General features: G+C 68.4%; 14 protein-coding genes. 7 read left to right on the top strand and 7 right to left on the bottom strand.

Annotation, left to right across the window (positions count from 1 at the left end; translation table 11 throughout):
• The first annotated feature begins 48 nt into the window (after positions 1-48).
• Entirely contained in the window at positions 49-1,008 is a 960-nt protein-coding gene (locus M2421_RS06130) for an acetyl-CoA carboxylase carboxyltransferase subunit alpha (RefSeq protein ID WP_259204040.1), read from the top strand.
• Between the two features lie 562 nt (positions 1,009-1,570).
• Here M2421_RS06130 and M2421_RS06125 read toward each other — a convergent pair.
• Complete coding sequence (locus tag M2421_RS06125; RefSeq protein WP_259204036.1) at positions 1,571-2,026, bottom strand: CopD family protein; 456 nt, start codon at positions 2,024-2,026, stop codon at positions 1,571-1,573.
• A 159-nt stretch (positions 2,027-2,185) separates the two neighbouring features.
• On the opposite strand from M2421_RS06125, the gene M2421_RS06120 reads away from it, so the two are divergent.
• Together M2421_RS06120 and phaZ are read left to right on the top strand one after the other, a co-directional pair.
• On the top strand, positions 2,186-2,782 hold the full coding sequence (locus M2421_RS06120; RefSeq protein WP_259204034.1) for a class I SAM-dependent methyltransferase: 597 nt from the start codon (positions 2,186-2,188) through the stop codon (positions 2,780-2,782).
• Positions 2,783-2,879: 97 nt separating this feature from the next.
• Positions 2,880-4,196: a polyhydroxyalkanoate depolymerase gene (phaZ, locus tag M2421_RS06115; protein ID WP_259204032.1), complete on the top strand. Its 1,317-nt coding sequence runs from the start codon at positions 2,880-2,882 to the stop codon at positions 4,194-4,196.
• A gap of 107 nt (positions 4,197-4,303) precedes the next feature.
• On the opposite strand, the gene M2421_RS06110 is transcribed toward phaZ, so the two are convergent.
• Together M2421_RS06110 and M2421_RS06105 are read right to left on the bottom strand one after the other, a co-directional pair.
• Positions 4,304-5,299: a sensor domain-containing protein gene (locus tag M2421_RS06110; RefSeq protein ID WP_259204030.1), complete on the bottom strand. Its 996-nt coding sequence runs from the start codon at positions 5,297-5,299 to the stop codon at positions 4,304-4,306.
• The gene (locus M2421_RS06105; RefSeq protein ID WP_259204028.1) at positions 5,296-5,661 is read right to left on the bottom strand and encodes a PadR family transcriptional regulator; all 366 of its coding nucleotides are present in this window, start codon (positions 5,659-5,661) and stop codon (positions 5,296-5,298) included. Before M2421_RS06105 ends, M2421_RS06110 begins: the two co-directional genes overlap by 4 nt.
• A 155-nt stretch (positions 5,662-5,816) precedes the next feature.
• Here M2421_RS06105 and M2421_RS06100 point away from each other — a divergent pair, with 155 nt between their 5' ends.
• Entirely contained in the window at positions 5,817-6,716 is a 900-nt protein-coding gene (locus M2421_RS06100; RefSeq protein WP_259204027.1) for a peptidylprolyl isomerase, read from the top strand.
• Positions 6,717-6,786: 70 nt separating this feature from the next.
• Here M2421_RS06100 and M2421_RS06095 read toward each other — a convergent pair whose 3' ends face one another.
• On the bottom strand, positions 6,787-7,668 hold the full coding sequence (locus tag M2421_RS06095; RefSeq protein ID WP_259204026.1) for a DMT family transporter: 882 nt from the start codon (positions 7,666-7,668) through the stop codon (positions 6,787-6,789).
• Between the two features lie 161 nt (positions 7,669-7,829).
• Between M2421_RS06095 and M2421_RS06090 the strand changes: the two genes are divergently transcribed.
• Positions 7,830-8,759, top strand: coding sequence for a LysR substrate-binding domain-containing protein (locus tag M2421_RS06090; protein WP_259204025.1), 930 nt, complete (start codon positions 7,830-7,832; stop codon positions 8,757-8,759).
• A gap of 87 nt (positions 8,760-8,846) precedes the next feature.
• Positions 8,847-9,140 carry a hypothetical protein gene (locus tag M2421_RS06085; protein WP_259204024.1) on the top strand — a complete coding sequence of 98 codons (294 nt, stop codon included), beginning with the start codon at positions 8,847-8,849 and terminating at the stop codon, positions 9,138-9,140.
• A 43-nt stretch (positions 9,141-9,183) separates the two neighbouring features.
• Here the strand turns inward: M2421_RS06085 and M2421_RS06080 are convergent, their stop codons facing one another.
• On the bottom strand, positions 9,184-9,993 hold the full coding sequence (locus M2421_RS06080; protein WP_259204023.1) for a DUF4349 domain-containing protein: 810 nt from the start codon (positions 9,991-9,993) through the stop codon (positions 9,184-9,186).
• Complete coding sequence (locus tag M2421_RS06075) at positions 9,994-10,350, bottom strand: GFA family protein (RefSeq protein WP_259204022.1); 357 nt, start codon at positions 10,348-10,350, stop codon at positions 9,994-9,996. It abuts the gene before it with no gap.
• Positions 10,351-10,452: 102 nt separating this feature from the next.
• Between M2421_RS06075 and M2421_RS06070 the strand changes: the two genes are divergently transcribed.
• Positions 10,453-12,261, top strand: coding sequence for a DUF885 domain-containing protein (locus M2421_RS06070; protein WP_259204021.1), 1,809 nt, complete (start codon positions 10,453-10,455; stop codon positions 12,259-12,261).
• Positions 12,262-12,890: 629 nt separating this feature from the next.
• On the opposite strand, the gene smrA is transcribed toward M2421_RS06070, so the two are convergent.
• Positions 12,891-14,723 carry a multidrug efflux ABC transporter SmrA gene (smrA, locus tag M2421_RS06065; protein ID WP_259204020.1) on the bottom strand — a complete coding sequence of 611 codons (1,833 nt, stop codon included), beginning with the start codon at positions 14,721-14,723 and terminating at the stop codon, positions 12,891-12,893.
• Positions 14,724-14,725: the final 2 nt, after the last annotated feature.

Genomic DNA, 14,725 nt, shown 5'->3' with positions numbered 1-14,725 from the left:
TCGGCGCATTCGGCTACACTTTCCCTCTTTTCTTCACGACGGTTTCCGATGAATCCGAACTACCTCGACTTCGAGCAACCCATCGCTGATCTGGAGGCGAAGATCCAGGAACTGCGCAGCGCCAGCGCCGGCCCTGCGGTCAATGTCGAGGCCGAGGTGAACGCCCTGCAGGACAAGCTGCGGGTACGTACCGCGCAGATCTTCCGCAACCTGTCCTCCTGGCAGGTCCTGCAGCTGGCCCGGCATCCCTCGCGCCCGTACACCGCCGACTACATCCGCATCATCTGCGATGAGTTCCAGGAACTGGCCGGCGACCGTGCCTTCGCCGACGACAAGGCGATCATGGGTGGCCTGGCCCGCATCGGCGGCCGCTCGGTGATGCTGATCGGCCACCAGAAGGGCCGCGACACCAAGGAAAAGATCAAGCGCAACTTCGGCATGCCCAAGCCGGAGGGCTACCGCAAGGCGCTGCGCCTGATGAAGATGGCCGAACGCTTCGGCCTGCCGGTGCTGACCCTGATCGACACCGCCGGCGCCTGGCCGGGCATCGATGCCGAATCGCGCGGCCAGTCCGAAGCGATCGCGCGCAACCTGCTGGAGATGGCCGAGCTGAAGGTGCCGGTGATCTGCACGGTGATCGGCGAAGGCGGCTCCGGTGGCGCCCTCGCCCTGGGCGTGGGCGACCGCACCGTGATGCTGGAATACAGCGTGTACTCCACGATCACCCCCGAAGGCTGCGCCTCGATCCTGTGGAAGGACGCGGGCAAGGCCAAGGACGCGGCCGAGCAGCTGGGCATGACCGCCCCGCGCCTGAAGGGCCTGGGCCTGATCGACAAGGTCGTGCGCGAGCCGACCGGCGGTGCGCACCGCAACCCGAACCAGATGGGCAAGCGCCTCAAGGCCGTACTGCTCAACGAGTTGGACGCGCTGCAGAAGCTGTCGGTGGACGAACTGCTGGCCAGGCGCTACACCCGCCTGCGCAGCTACGGCACCTACGAAACGGTCTGAGCCACCCCAGCAGTGCGCCACGAAAAAGCCGGACGCCAACGCGCCCGGCTTTTTCATGCGCGGCCCCATGCGCGGGCCCACCATGTGCGACACCCGTGCCCGGCCCCATGCGCGGGCCCCCATGCCCGGCCCCCATACCTGATCGGCTATCGCCGTGCCCTACCCAAGGCAGCCGACCAACGGTCGGCTCTACCGATCCGGCGTCGCCCTCACGGGCGCAGCAGCACCTCGCCGTTGCGGCCCGGCTCGAGGCGGGCCTTGGCGGAATCGGCCATCTCATCCAGTAAATCCAACGGGCCCACCAAGCGCGGCCCCCATGATCGGCCACGTGCCCGGGCCCCCTGCGCGGCCCACCATGCGCGACCCCCATGCGCGGCCCACCATACGCGGGCCCCATGCGCGACCCCCATGCCCGGCCTCGTACGCGGCCTAATGCCCGGCCCCGATGCGCGGCCCCGTAGAGCCGACCGTTGGTCGGCTGCCGTTGCCGTTGCCGTTGCCGTCACCGCAGCCGTCGCGGCGACCCAACCGCTAACGCGGCCGGCACCGCCCCGCCCGCCCCTCAGAATGGCTTGGCAATCACCAGCCACACCACGCCAATGAACAGCACCAGCGGCAGCTCGTTGAACCAGCGCAGCGCGCGCGAGGACGGCAGCGGGCGGCCGCGCACGTTGCCCTTGAGCAGGCGCCCGGTCCACGAGTAGTACACCAGCAGCAGCACCACCAGCCCCAGCTTGGCGTGCAGCCACGCGGCCGCCCCCGGCGCGACCATGGTCGGGAAATCCGGGATCACCTTGTAGCCCAGCCACAGCACCAGGCCCAGGATCAATGCGATGCCGAACATCATGTGGCCGAACCGGTACAGGCGCAGGCCCATCAACTGCAGCCGCTCGGTCACCGGCAACTGCCCGGCCGTCTCGCTGAGGTTGACCAGGATCCGCGGCAGGTAGAACACCGCCGCCATCCAGGCCACCACGAACAGCAGATGGAAGGTCTTGACCCAGTAATAGCTCTGCATGCGCTCGCTCCGGCGGCTGGCGTAGGTTGTCGCGCATTCTCGCATGCCCGGGGGGCACCACTGCCGGGGCGCCGGCGCGACCCAAAGACTCACCCCGGCCCCCATCGCGCGGGACTACCCGTACGATAGGCACCGTTTTCACGACTTCGCATGATCGCCATGGACAAGACCTACGACGCCACCTACTTCCAGCGCTGGTACCAGGCCGACCAGGCCGGTGGCGCCGCGCGCCTGGCGCGCAAGGTCGCCTTGGCCGTGGCCAGCGCCGAGTACTACCTGGAACGCCCGATCCGCAGCGTGCTGGACATCGGCTGCGGCGAAGGGGCGTGGCGCGCGCCGTTGCTGAAGCTGCGCCCGCGCGTGCAGTACATGGGCTTCGACAGCAGCGCCTACGCCGTGCAGCGCTATGGCCGCAGCCGCAACCTGCACCCGGCCCGGGTCGGCGATTTCGCCTGGCTGCGCCCCTGTGCGCCGGTCGACCTGCTGGTCTGCTCGGACGTGATGCACTACGTCCCCAGCCGTGAGCTGCGCCCCGCCCTGGACGGCTTTGCCGAACTGACCGGCGGCGTGGCATTCCTGGAGGCGTTCAGCGCCGAAGACGAGTTCGACGGCGACCACGAGGGCTTCCAGGCCCGCCCTGCGCGCTGGTACCGCCGCCAGCTCACGGCGGCCGGCTTCACAGCCTTGGGCTCGCACTGCTGGCTGTCGCCGCTGCTGGCCGGGCACGCCGCCGCGCTGGAACGCGCGGATCGCTGAATCTCGATAACAACTGAGACAAGCCCCGCATTAAGGCGCCGATCCCGTCGGTGCGCTATGCTGCGCGGCAACATAAGACCATACATATTCGGACGCCATGCTCTATCAGCTGCATGAGTTGACCCGCAACATGCTCGCCCCGTGGGTGCACCAGGCCCAGGCCAACGCCAAGTTCTTCGCCAACCCGGGACACTGGTGGTCGCAGATGCCCGGCGCCGATCGCCTGTCCGCGGTGAATGAGCTGTTCCATCGCATCGGCAAGGATTACGAGAAGCCCGAGTGGGGCATCAACGAAATCGAGGTCGAGGGCGAACGCGTGCCGATCGTGGTGCACGAGGAGGTCAGCAAGCCGTTCTGCAAGCTGCTGCGCTTCAAACGCCACAGCAACGAAGCCGAACAGCTGCACACCATGCTCAACCAGCCGTTCGTGCTGGTGGTGGCGCCGTTGTCGGGCCACCACGCCACGCTGCTGCGCGATACCGTGCGTACGCTGCTCCGCGACCACCGCGTGTATGTCACCGACTGGGTGGACGCGCGCATGGTGCCGGGCAGCGAGGGTGAGTTCGGCCTGGACGATTACATCGCCTACGTGCAGGAATTCATCCGCCACCTCGGTGCGGAGAAGCTGCACGTGGTGAGCGTGTGCCAGCCGACCGTGCCGGTGCTGGCGGCGGTGTCGCTGATGGCCAGCCGTGGCGAGCCGACCCCGCGCACGCTGGTGATGATGGGCGGCCCGATCGATGCGCGTTGCAGCCCCACGGCGGTCAACAACCTGGCCACGCAGAACCCGTTGTCGTGGTTCGAGAACAACGTCATCCACACCGTGCCGGGCACCTACCCCGGCGCCGGTCGCCGGGTGTATCCGGGCTTCCTGCAGCACGCCGGGTTCCTGTCGATGAACCCAAGCCGGCACTTCAGTTCGCACTGGGATTTCTACGCCGACCTGGTCAAGGGCGACATGGAAGATGCCGACGCGCATCGCCGCTTCTACGACGAGTACAACGCCGTACTCGACATGCCGGCCAAGTACTACCTGGACACCATCGAGGTGGTGTTCCAGCAGTTCCTGCTCCCGCGCGGCGAGTGGGTCGTCAACGGCGAGCGCGTGGATCCTTCCGCGATCACCGGCACCGCGCTGCTGAGCATCGAAGGCGAGCTGGACGATATCGCCGGGCTGGGCCAGACCGAAGCGGCGCAGGCGCTGTGCAGCGGTATTCCGGCCGAGCATCGCGAGCATTTCATCGTCGAGGGCGCCGGCCACTACGGCATCTTCAGCGGGCGTCGCTGGCGTGAGACGGTGTACCCGAAGGTGCGCGATTTCTTCGCGGCGCATGCGCAACCGGCCACTGCCAAGCCGAAGAAGGCGGCCAAGATCGCCAGCAACGTGACCCCGTTGCGGCGCAAGGCGGGCTGACGCACGGCAATGCCGGCCGTCGGCCGGCGGCGCTTTCGTTGCGCATCGCGTGGCGCCGGCCAACGGCCGGCACGCCTTGTTCGCCCGTGCCGATCAACGGTCGGCAGCTACAGCCGCACCAGCAGGTGCTTGGCCATCATCCCGTGCAGGCGGCCGATGCCGCGCGCCAGGTGCAGGGTGGCGAACAGCAGCAGCATGCCGACCACCGCCAGCAGCGGAGTGATCCAGAGCGGCAGCATCTGGGTGCCGTCGATATGGATCCCCACGTACTCGGGGGAGATCAATGCCGCCACCGGTGCCCAGATGAAGCCCAGCGAGATCGACAGCAGCGTCGTGGCGATCGTGAAGTAGACGATGCCCAGCGGCAGCATCAGCACGAAGTACAGCAGGGTCAGCCAGGTGCGGCCATCGGTGAACATGTCGCCGATACGCTGCAGCCAACTGCGGCTGCGGTCGGTATAGGCCGGCCGCCGCGGCATGCGCTCGCCCAGCAGGGCTTCCACCAGGCGCCCTTCCAGCAGCGACAGGCCGCGCACCGAGCCGAAGAACAGCACCGCCACCGGGATGCCGATGATCAACACCAGCAGCCCCAGCGACAGCGACAGCCCGGTCACCACCCAGGTGAAGAAGAAGATGCCCGTGGCCAGCGACAGCAGCATGTAGAACAGCGCGCCGTAGGTGCGGGCGTCCAGCGCGACACCGAAGAAGCGCGCCAGCACGCCGCGTGGCTTTGGCGCCGGCGAGGGGGGCGGCGCGACGCTGCCCGTCGCGGCCGCCATCCCGCTGGCGACGACCGCGCCCTGCCGCACTGGGGCCGCGCCGGCCGACGGCGTGCGCAGCGCGCGGTTCACGGTGATTTCGGTTTCGCGATAGATCTCGGCGACCTCCTCCGGTGCGCCATAGCTGCCGGCGACATCGGCGATCACCTCGGCCTCGCTGCGCCCGGGCTGCGCGGCCAGTTCCGAGCGCAGGTATTCCTCGGCGTCGTACAACGCGTCCTGCACCATCGCCGGATCGGCGTCGTGCAGGGCCGCGCGCAGCTGCGCCAGGTAGTCCGGGATGGTGGTGGGCAGGCGGCTGCCCGTCGTGGTCTGGTCGTTCATTGCAGTACCCCCTCCAACACGGAATCGACGGAATCTCGGGTGGCGCGCCAGGCCTGGCTCCACTGCTCCAGTACCTGGCGGCCGCGTTCGTTGATGCGGTAATAGCGTCGCGGCGGTCCGGCCATCGACGGTTCGACATGGCTCTCCAGCAACCCCGCGCCCTCCAGGTTGCGCAGCACCGGGTACAGCGCGCTCTGCTTGCCGCTCAGCACGCCCTCGCCGACCCGCTCCAGTTCCTTGGCGATCAGGTAGCCGTAGAGCGGCTCGCCGGCCCTGGCCAGCACGGCGAGCATCGCCAGGGACACGGTGCCGGCGCTGAGCTCCTTCTGGAACTTCTTCAAGTAGACGTCGTCATCGGACATGGCCGGGTCTCCACTACGTTGAAGTCAACACTAGTGTGAAGTCCGGTATAGCGAATGTGCCCTTAGTCACCGTGCCGGGGGACAGGGGGGCGGCGGGGTGGCGGCCCGGTAGCCGCTTCACGCAGAATCAGGCGACATTCCTGATCGGGTCCGCCATGTCGCTACGTCGCCCTGCCCTGCTCGCCCTCGTCCTGGCCTGCGCCTTGCCCGTCGCCGCCAGCGCGGCCACGCCCTACCGCAGTCCACAGCAGATCCTGGACGCGTCGCCGGCCAGCGACTGGCGCATTCCCGATCCAGCCAACCTGCTGTACATGAACCTGGACAAGGGCCAGGTCATCATCGAGCTGGCACCGGCCTTCGCGCCGCAGCACGTGGCCAACATCCAGACGCTGGCGCACGAGCACTTCTGGGACGGCGAAACCGTGTACCGGGCGCAGGACAACTTCGTGGTGCAGTTCGGTGATATCGATGCCGACGATGCCGCCAAGGCCAAGCCACTGGGGTCGGCCCGGCGCAAACTCCCGGCCGAGTTCCAGCGCGACAGCAAGGGGCTGAAGGTGAGCGTGCTGCCCGACCGCGATGGCTGGGCGGACCAGACCGGGTTCGTCGATGGGTTCGCGGTCGGCCAGGACCGGCAGGACGGCAAGACGTGGCTGGCGCACTGCTACGGCACGCTGGGCGCAGGCCGCAGCAACGAGGAAGACAGCAGCATCGGGGCGGAGCTGTATGTGGTGACCGGGCAGTCGCCGCGCCAGTTGGATCGCAACATCACGGTGGTGGGCCGGGTCCTGCAGGGGATGGAGCTGCTGAGCGCGCTGCCGCGCGGGCCGGCGCCGATGGGTTTCTATGCCGACGCCGCGCAGCGCACGCCGATCCGCTCGATCCAGCGCGCGACGGATGTGCCGGCGGGCGAGCGGCCGACGCTGGAGGTGCTGCGCACCGAATCCAAAACGTTCGCCGATGTGGTGGAGGCGCGCCGCAACCGGGTGGATGATTTCTACAAGCGGCCGGCGGGGCATATCGACCTGTGCAACATCGCGGTGCCGGTGCGGTAACAGAGCGGCATCGCGCGGGCATGCACGGGTTACAGCCATCCCATGGGTGGCTGCACGCGGACCGGCCGGGCTACCGCTTCTGCGAGGCCGCGACGCTGCCGAGGATCAATACGCCGGCCACCACCATCGCCCAGGTCACCGCCTCGCCCAGGAACAGCCAGGCGAACAGCGCGCCGAACATCGGCACGAGGTAGGTGACGGTGGAGGCGCGGGCCGGGCCGATGCGGGCGATGAGGCGATAGAACATCAGGAACGCCAGACCGGTGCAGACCACGCCCAGCGCGACCGCGCACGCCCAGGACAGGGTCGGGATCGGGGTGGTCGGCCAGTGGGTGAGCGCCATCGGCAGCAACGCGACGGCCGCGCAACCGAGGGTGGCGCCGGCCGAGGCGGCGGGCGGCAGGCCGGTCATGTGCCGCTTGACCAGGTTGACGCCCAGCCCATACAGCAGCGCGGCCACGGCACCGGCCACCACTGCCGCGCCGATGCTCAGGCCCGAGACCTTGGCGGTGGCCAGCACCACCACGCCGGCAAAGCCGACCAGCAGGGCGATGGCCCGGCGCATGCCGATCTTCTCGCCGAAGAACAGGAAGGCGATCAGCGCGGCGAACAGCACCGTCATGGCGTTGCAGATCGCGCCGATGGCGGCCGGGGCGCGCTGCGCGGCCCACGCGAACATTACGAACGGGATGGCCGAGTTGATCACCCCGATCGGCGCCAGCCACAGCCAGCGCCGGGCCGGGAACCGGTCGCGCGCCTGCCACAGGAACGGCAGCAGCACGAGCGCGCCCAGCAGCAGGCGCACTTCCACCAGTGCGTACGGGCCGAAGGCCGGCACCGCGACCCGCATGAACAGGAACGAGCAGCCCCAGATCGCGCCGAGCACGGTCAGCTCCAGCGGCGTGCGCCAGTCGCGCTCGAGCGCGGCGCTGGCCGTCGGCACGCCGCTCATGGCCGGCCCCCGGACCACAGGCAGATGCGCGGCTGGGGAACGTTCGCGGACGACAACATGGGGGCGGCTCCGGGGGACAGGGAAACAGGATCCGCCTCCCGGCAGAGGCCCACAAGCGCGTAGTATCCGGGCAAGCCACAAATCTGATTTGGGTCTTGACCATGTTGCTGCGCCCTGCCCTGCTCCCCGCCCTGGGGGTGTTCGCCGTTGCCGCCCGCCACCAGAACTTCGCCCACGCCGCCGAGGAGCTGCACCTCACCGCGAGCGCGGTCAGCCACCATGTGCGCAAGCTGGAAGACCTGCTCGGCACGATGCTGTTCCAGCGCCATGCACGCGGGGTGCGACTGACCGCCGAAGGCCGCCAACTGGCCGACGCGGCGGCGGCGGCCCTGGGTGATCTCAACGCGGTCGCCGGCAACCTGCATCCGCACGCGGACATCGTGCCGCTGCGCATCACCACCATCCGCTCGTTGTCCTATTGCTGGCTGGTGCCGCGGCTGGCGCGGTTCACCGCGCAGCATCCGCAGGTGCGCATCGAACTGCAGACCAGCACCGAGCTGGTCCGCTTCGACGAAAACGGGCCGGAACTGGGCATCCGCTATGGTCTGGGGCAATGGCCGGGGTTGCGCGCGCACCACCTGATGGACGACGAACTGTGCCCGGTCGCGTCGCCGGCGCTGGCCGGGGTGTCGGCACTGCACGAACCGGCGCAGATCGCCGCGCTGCCGCTGATCAGCGACATGTCCCCGCAGGGCTGGCGCGACTGGTTCCGTGCCGCCGGGGTGCGCGGGCTGACGCTGCCATCGCTGCACACCTTCAGCGACAGCACCGATGCGATGCGTGCGGCGGTTTACGGGATCGGCGCCGTGCTGGCGCGCAAGCACATCGCCCAGCCCTACCTGCAGCGCTACGAGCTGGTGCGCCTGCCGGGCCCGGCACTGAAGGCGCGCTACGCCTATTACGTGGTGCACGCCGAACACCGCCCGCTGAGCCCCACCGCGCTGGCCTTCATGGACTGGCTCAAGCGCGAGGCGCTGGACGAACGCACGCCGATACCGGCACTGCCGGACGAACTGCTCGGCCGCCCCTGAGCCCCCAACGAACGCTTCAACCCGTCCTCACCCGGCCTTGTCCACGCGCTGGCTAGGCTGGAGTTCCTTTCCCCCAAGGCGCATTCCATGGCCCTGTTGCGACTCCGAATCACCGGCACCGAAGACGACGCGCGTGCCATCTCCGACCTGCTGCAGAGCATCGAGGGCATCGAGCATGTCGAGGAGACCGACGACCTGATGCCCCACATGGACGACGACGATTCCAGCTCGGCGGGCCTGTCCGACGACATCGGCCCGGGTACCCACGAACTGGAAGTGGAAGTAGGCAACGCCCATACCGCCCAGCGCGTGCGCGATGCGGTGCAGGAGCTGGCGCTGGAACTGGATGTGTTCGTCGAGTACGAGAACGACGAAGGCTGATGCGCCTGCGGTGCCGGCCAGGCCGGCACCGCATGGGCGTTACTCAGCCGGCACGCGCGGCGCGACGCTGGCGCCGACGCCACAGCCTCAACCCGATCCAGCCGAACAGCCACGCGATCAGCGCCACCGGCAGCAAGGCGGCCACGGCGCGGATCACGAAGGCCACGCTGGTGGTCAGGATCGTGCCGGACTCACGCAGCGCCTCGCCGATTTCACTGCGACTGCGCTGCCCCGATGGCGTGTGGAACTGCATCGTGACCAGTTGGGTATCGATGCGGCGCCGCTGCTGGGCGGCCTCCTTGCTGGCCTGCTCGACGCCGGCTTCGATCTCGGACAACCGCTGGGTGATCACCAGCAGGTCGGCCATCTTCACGTCCTTGTTGTCCTGGTAGGCCAGCAGGCGCTCGTGCTCCTTCTGCAGGCGCGCCTTGGTCAGCGCGGTGTCGGCCACCTGCTGGGCCAGATCTTCGGCATGGGTGTTGCGCGAGGCCACTTCGCCGCCCTGCCCGGCCAGCCCGATGATCGGCTCCACGCCCTTGGGCGCGATGCGCACGCGGATCGACCCGGTTGGGTACTCACCGCCCTGCTGGCCGACCTGCAGCACCGCGCAGTCGCCGAAGCGGGCGGCCTGGCAGGCATCGGCGATCGCCTTCACGCGCCCACCGATCTGCGCCGCGTCCAGCTGGATGTCGATGTCATGCTCGTAGGCCAGCGACGCGCCATCGGGCGAGGCCACTGCGCCGGCCCCGCCGGCAGCACCATCGGCGGCACTCTCGTGCTTGCTGCAGCCGGCCAGGGCCAGCAGCAGCATCCCTGCCAAGGCGCCCGCGTGGCGCCCGTTCGTCCGTTTCATCTACTTGCTTGCTCCGTCAAACCGCGTGATCGTGAGCCCATCCAGGTCTACCCCGGGCAGGCAGCGTACATTGACCGCCACCATCGCCTGCCCGCTGCGCGGGTCCACGCCCTCGCTGAACGGGGCAACGCCGCACGTGCGGCAATGGTGGTGCTCCAGGTGGTGCTGGTTGAACTGGTAGGTGGCCACGTCGGCCGCGGCCGTCTTCAGGTCCAGCGCGGCGCGCGGCCCGAACCACAGCAGGCCGCCGCGCCGGCGGCACAACGAACAATTGCAGTCCAGCGCCTCGCTGATCGGCTCGGAGGCCTCGACCACGAATGCGATCTGCCCGCAATGACAGCTCCCTTCGTACTGCATGGCACGCCCTCCGGCTGGAAAGGGCCATGGTAATCCAATGGCACGGGTGCGATCGGGCGGGGGGGCCTATGCTCGGCGATTGACCACAGCACAGGATCGCCGATGCGCCAGCATCTTCTCGCCCTCGCCCTGATCGCCGCCCTCGGCGGTTGCCAGCAGGCCGATGCCCCGCCCGCCCCGACCGGCACCGCGGCGCCCGCCAGCGCCGGTGACGCGGCGGTCGATACCGCCTTCGCCGATCTTTCCAAGCGCGCCCTGGACACCTGGATGCAGCTGTCGCCGATCAGCGCCACCCAGATCGGCGACCACCGCTACGATGCCGAGATCGACGACCTCAGTGCCGCCGGCCAGCAGAAGATGCTGACCGCCTACAAGGCCCTGGTCGCCGACCTCGACCGCATCGACGTGAGCAAGCTCTCGCGCGAGAACCAGGTCGACGCGGCGATCCTGCGCAACCAGCTGCAGTCCGAGATCTGGACGGCCGAGGTGCTGCAGTCGTCCAAGTGGGACCCGCAGATCTACAACGGCATGGCCGGCAGCGCGCTGTACGGACTGATGGCGCGTGAGTTCGCCCCGCTGCCCGAGCGCCTGAAGGCGGCCACCGCACGCATGGAGAAGCTGCCGCAGATCTTCGCGCAGGCGCGCGAGAACCTGGACCCGGCGCGCGTGCCGAAGATCCACGCCGAGACGGTGGCCAAGCAGAACCGCGGCATCCTCAGCATCGTCGATACCTTCATCACCCCGCACATCGGCGAGCTGCCGGCCGAAGACGGCAAGCGGCTGCAGGCGGCGATCGACGGCCTGAAGAAGGCGGTCGAGGAGCAGCAGACCTGGCTGGACACGACCCTGGTGCCCAACGCCAAGGGCGACTTCCGCATCGGTGCCGAGCTGTACGACCAGAAGCTGAAGTTCGCGCTGAACTCCTCGCTGTCGCGCGCGGAGATCGGCGAGCGTGCGCGCGCTGAACTGCAGCGCGTGCGCGGGGTCATGTACGGCATCGCGCAGACCGTGCTGAAGGACAAGCCGGGCGCGCCGGCGCTGCCGGCCAACCCGACCGACGCGCAGCAGCAGGCCGCGATCGAGGCGGCGCTGGAACTGGCCTACGCCGACAAGCCGGCGCGCGACAAGGTGGTGGACGATGCGAAGGCGGCGCTGGCGCAGTCCACCGAATTCGTGCGCAAGCATGACCTGATGACGCTGCCCGATTCGCCGGTGGACATCATCCTGATGCCCGAGTTCCAGCGTGGCGTGGCCGTGGCCTACTGCGATTCGCCCGGCCCGCTGGACAAGAACCTGAAGACGTTCTACGCGGTGTCGCCGATTCCGGACGATTGGAGCGACAAGCAGGTCGATTCGTTCCTGCGCGAATACAACAGCCGGATGATCCATCTGCTGAGCATCCACGAGGGCACGCCGGGGCATTATCTGGAAGGCTGGCATTCGGGCAAGTTCCCGTCGACGCTGCGCGCGGTGCTGCGTTCGGGGCTGTTCGCGGAGGGCTGGGCGGTCTATACCGAGCGGATGATGCAGGAGCAGGGTTACCTGGACAACGATCCGCTGTTCCACCTGGTGCAGCTGAAGTTCTACCTGCGCACCATCTCCAACGCGATCCTGGACCAGGGCGTGCACGTGGACAACTGGAGCCGCGACAAGGCGATGCATCTGATGACCCACGATGCGTTCCAGCAGGAAAGCGAGGCGTCGGGCAAGTGGGTGCGCGCGCAGTTGACGTCGGCGCAGTTGCCGACCTACTTCGTGGGTGCGCAGGAGCACTTCGATACGCGCAAGGCGATGCAGGACAGGCTGGGCGCGAAGTTCAACCTGAAGGCCTACCATGACCAGATGCTGTCCTACGGCGCACCGCCGGTGCGTTTCGCGCGCCAGCTGATGCTGGACCAGCCGATCGAGTAAGCACTGCCTCGTTCCTCGTCAGACAGGCAAGCGGCCCGGGGTGACCCGGGCCGTTTTTTTGTTCTTCTCCCCTCTGATCAGGCGTGGTTTGTTGCAAGAGCCGCCGCCGAATGCGTACGACGCTACGCGCGTGGACGGATAGTGTCGGCGACGTGTGGCTGATCGGGTGGGCGTCTCCGTTCCGGGCTACCCGCGAGCGTATGCGCCCCGCAGAAGCCGGTAGGCCCCTGATGCAAATGTCCCCCGGCCGCCAAGCGGCCTCCTCCTTTATTTTGCCCAGGGGCCTACCGGCTGCTACGGGGCTCGGCTTGCGGTAAGCAGGCCGTAGCCAGGATTTTCTGGGGTCCGTCGGTGGGTCGGGCGCTGAACCCCCATGCCCTCGGAGGACCCCGGTAGTGCCGAGCCAGGCTCGGCAAGCAGCAGGAGGCCGACGCCGGGGACATTCACCGGAAAGGGCATGAGGGCCCGTTCCGGGCCCACCGCCCCCCGCGCCCGGAACGGGTCAACGCGCGCTTCTGCTTACCCCGGATAAGGGCGATGAACCTCTATTTTGCGGACCCCTGCCGCCCCTGCGGTTGGCGTCAGCGAGCGCCGGACCCCGCGCAATCACCACCACACCCCACCCGGCCCTACGCGTCGGCGGCCACGAATCCACCGGTCTGGCGTGCCCACAGGCGCGCATAGAGACCACCGGCGGCCACCAGTTCGGCGTGCGTGCCGGTTTCCACGATCCGGCCCTGGTCCATCACCACCAGCCGGTCCATGCGCGCGATGGTCGACAGCCGGTGCGCGATCGCGATCACCGTCTTGCCGGCCATCAGTTCGTCCAGGTTGTCCTGGATGGCGGCTTCCACTTCCGAATCCAGGGCCGAGGTGGCTTCGTCCAGCACCAGGATCGGGGCATCCTTGAGCAGCACCCGGGCGATGGCGATGCGCTGGCGCTGGCCGCCGGACAGCTTGACGCCGCGCTCGCCCACATGCGCGTCGTAGCCGGTGCGGCCTTCGCCGTCGCGCAGCGTCTCGATGAACGCCTCGGCACGCGCCTTGGCCACCGCGCTGCGCAGTTGCGCCTCGGTGGCGTCCGGGCGGCCGTACAGCAGGTTGTCGCGGATCGAGCGGTGCAGCAGCGACGTGTCCTGGGTGACCACGCCGATCTGCCGGCGCAGACTCTCCTGGGTGACGGCCGCGATGTCCTGGCCATCGATGCGGATATGCCCGCTTTCCAGGTCGTAGAGCCGCAGCAGCACGTTGACCAGGGTCGACTTGCCCGCGCCCGATGGACCGACCAGGCCGATCTTCTCGCCGGGCTTGACGTCCAGGTTGAGCCCGGCCATCACCCCGCCGGCCTTGCCGTAGTGGAAATGGATGTCATCGAAATGCACGCCGCCCCGCGCCACCACCAGCGGCACCGCATCGGGTCGGTCCTGCACGGTCAGCGGCTGGGAGATCGTGGTGATGCCGTCCTGCACCGTACCGATGTCCTCGAAGATGCCGTTGATGGTCCACATGATCCAGCCGGACATGTTGTGGATGCGGATCACCAGGCCGGTGGCCAGGGTGATCGCGCCAACGGTGATGTGCCCGCCGTTCCACAACCACAGCGCCAGGCCGCAGGTGCCCACGATCAGGAAGCCGTTGACGATGGCGATGGTCACTTCCAGCCCGGTGGTGACGCGGGTCTGGCCGCGGTGCTTGACCGCCAGTTCCTGGATCGATTCGGCCACGTAGGCCTGCTCATGCCCGCCATGGGCGAACAGCTTCAGCGTGGGAATGTTGGTGTAGCCATCGACGATGCGGCCCATCGCCTTGGAACGCGCTTCGGAGGCGACCCATGCGCGTTGCTTCGCCCGTGGCACGAAGTACCACATGATCACCGCGTAGGCGGCCATCCACAGCCCGAGCGGAATCATCAGCCGCCAGTCGGCCTGCGCGAACAGGTACAGCGCGGTGCCGGTGTAGACGATGATGTACCACAGCGAATCGACCATCTGCACCGCCGACTCGCGCAGCGACGTGCCGGTCTGCATGACGCGGTTGGCCATGCTGCCGGCGAAGTCGTTCTGGAAGAAGCTCAGGCTCTGCCGCACCACGTAGTTGTGCATCAGCCAGCGCGAGCGGTTGCTCAGCCCGGGCACGATCGCCTGGTTGACCAGCAGGCTGTGCAGCGACACCAGCAGCGGCCGCGCGATCAGGGTGATGCCGGCCATCCACAGCAGTGTGTTGGCATGGCGATCGAAAAACCCGCTGCCGGGCTGCTCGGCGACCATGTCCACGATGCGGCCGAGGAAATCGAACATCGCCACTTCCACCAGCGCCAGCAGCAGGCCGCCGATCAACGTGGCCAGCAGCACCGGCCACACCGGGCGCAGATAGTGGATGTAGAACGGCACCACCCGGCGCGGCGGCATGCGGCCGTCGAGGGGCGGAAACACCGGAATCAGCGACTCGAACCAGCGGAACATCG

Origin of the sequence: Stenotrophomonas sp. BIGb0135, from assembly GCF_024810105.1 — a bacterium.
Lineage (GTDB): Bacteria > Pseudomonadota > Gammaproteobacteria > Xanthomonadales > Xanthomonadaceae > Stenotrophomonas > Stenotrophomonas maltophilia_AB.
The sequence above is the reverse complement of the archived record's forward strand: the minus strand, read 5'-3'. Positions and strand labels throughout refer to the sequence as shown.

Excerpts from the sequence above, each read along its gene's own strand:
- M2421_RS06080 (WP_259204023.1), bottom strand. The coding sequence starts at position 9,993 with ATGAAACGGACGAACGGGCGCCACGCGGGCGCCTTGGCAGGGATGCTG.
- M2421_RS06085 (WP_259204024.1), top strand. The coding sequence starts at position 8,847 with ATGGCCCTGTTGCGACTCCGAATCACCGGCACCGAAGACGACGCGCGT.
- smrA (WP_259204020.1), bottom strand. The coding sequence starts at position 14,723 with ATGTTCCGCTGGTTCGAGTCGCTGATTCCGGTGTTTCCGCCCCTCGAC.
- M2421_RS06130 (WP_259204040.1), top strand. The coding sequence starts at position 49 with ATGAATCCGAACTACCTCGACTTCGAGCAACCCATCGCTGATCTGGAG.
- M2421_RS06090 (WP_259204025.1), top strand. The coding sequence starts at position 7,830 with ATGTTGCTGCGCCCTGCCCTGCTCCCCGCCCTGGGGGTGTTCGCCGTT.
- M2421_RS06120 (WP_259204034.1), top strand. The coding sequence starts at position 2,186 with ATGGACAAGACCTACGACGCCACCTACTTCCAGCGCTGGTACCAGGCC.
- M2421_RS06100 (WP_259204027.1), top strand. The coding sequence starts at position 5,817 with ATGTCGCTACGTCGCCCTGCCCTGCTCGCCCTCGTCCTGGCCTGCGCC.
- phaZ (WP_259204032.1), top strand. The coding sequence starts at position 2,880 with ATGCTCTATCAGCTGCATGAGTTGACCCGCAACATGCTCGCCCCGTGG.
- M2421_RS06075 (WP_259204022.1), bottom strand. The coding sequence starts at position 10,350 with ATGCAGTACGAAGGGAGCTGTCATTGCGGGCAGATCGCATTCGTGGTC.
- M2421_RS06125 (WP_259204036.1), bottom strand. The coding sequence starts at position 2,026 with ATGCAGAGCTATTACTGGGTCAAGACCTTCCATCTGCTGTTCGTGGTG.
- M2421_RS06070 (WP_259204021.1), top strand. The coding sequence starts at position 10,453 with ATGCGCCAGCATCTTCTCGCCCTCGCCCTGATCGCCGCCCTCGGCGGT.
- M2421_RS06110 (WP_259204030.1), bottom strand. The coding sequence starts at position 5,299 with ATGAACGACCAGACCACGACGGGCAGCCGCCTGCCCACCACCATCCCG.
- M2421_RS06105 (WP_259204028.1), bottom strand. The coding sequence starts at position 5,661 with ATGTCCGATGACGACGTCTACTTGAAGAAGTTCCAGAAGGAGCTCAGC.
- M2421_RS06095 (WP_259204026.1), bottom strand. The coding sequence starts at position 7,668 with ATGAGCGGCGTGCCGACGGCCAGCGCCGCGCTCGAGCGCGACTGGCGC.